The 1207-nt window shown below is 74.3% G+C and carries 1 protein-coding gene; it reads left to right on the forward strand.

Translation table 11 applies throughout. The features are described from left to right. Window positions 1-22 precede the first annotated feature (22 nt). Window positions 23-1207 (forward strand): FAD-dependent monooxygenase (locus LQ326_RS47215; protein ID WP_234545384.1); only part of this gene is annotated, 1185 nt, incomplete at its 3' end.

The raw sequence follows: 1207 nt of genomic DNA on the forward strand, positions 1-1207 counted from the left end.
GAGTGGAGGAGGCGATGCGCCGATGAGGGCAGTGATCTGCGGGGCCGGGATCGCCGGGCTGGCGCTGGCCGGGCGGCTGCACAACATGCTCGGCTGGGAGGTCGTCGTCCTGGAGAAGGCTTCCGGCCCCCGGCCCGAGGGACACCTGGTCGACTTCTTCGGACCGGGCTACGACGCCGCCGAGGCCATGGGCATGCTTCCCTGGCTGGAGGAACTCCGCTACCCCGTCTCCGAGGCGGCCTTCCTCGACGACCACGGAGAGCCCCGTGCCCGGCTGCGGTACGACGCGTTCGCCCGCCCCCTGGGCGGACGCCTGCTGAGCATCATGCGGCCGGACCTCGAACTCGTGCTGCGGGAGAGGCTGTCCTTCGCCGTGGGCCTGCGCTTCGGCGTCGGCCCGGCCCGGATCGACCAGAGCCCCTACGGTGTCCGTGTCACCCTCACCGACGGCAGCACACTCGACGCCGATCTGCTCGTCGGTGCCGACGGCATCCACTCCACCGTCCGTGCCCTGGTCTTCGGCGACGAAGGACGGTACGTGCGTCACCTCGGCTACCACACGGCCGCGTTCACCTTCGACGACCCGCAGACGCACGCGGAACTCGGCGACCGGTTCTGCCTCACCGACACCCTCGGCCGGCAGATGGGCCTGTACGCCCTGCGCGACGGCAGGGTCGCCGCGTTCGCCGTGCACCGCGCCACCGACCCCCGTCTGCCCGACGACCCCCGGGCCGCACTGCACCATGAGTACGGCTCCCTGGGCTGGCTCGTGCCCCGTGCGCTGGCCAACTGCCCACCACCCGCGCGGATCTACTACGACCAGGCCGCCCAGGCTGTGCTGCGCTCCTGGAGCCGCGGCCGCGTCGTCCTGGTGGGCGACGCCTGCCAGGCCGTGTCCCTGGTCGCCGCACAGGGCGCGTCCCTGGCGGTCGCCGGGGCCTACGTCCTGGCCGACCAGCTCGCCGGTACCCGCCGTATCGAGGACGCGCTGGCCGGATACGAACGGCTGTGGCGGCCGGTCGTGGCCCGCAGACAGCGCGCCGCCCGCCGGATCGCCCGCTGGTTCGTGCCCGAAACGCCCCGGCAGCAACGGCTGCGCCGGGCCGCCCTGCACCTCGCCGGCCTGCCCGGCGCGGGCCGGATCGCCGGTGCCGGGCTCGTCGGCGGACAGCGGCCGCCACTGCGCCGGCTCGCCGCCGTCCCGGCC

The sequence above is a fragment of the Streptomyces shenzhenensis genome (genome assembly GCF_021462265.1).
Classification (GTDB): domain Bacteria; phylum Actinomycetota; class Actinomycetes; order Streptomycetales; family Streptomycetaceae; genus Streptomyces; species Streptomyces shenzhenensis.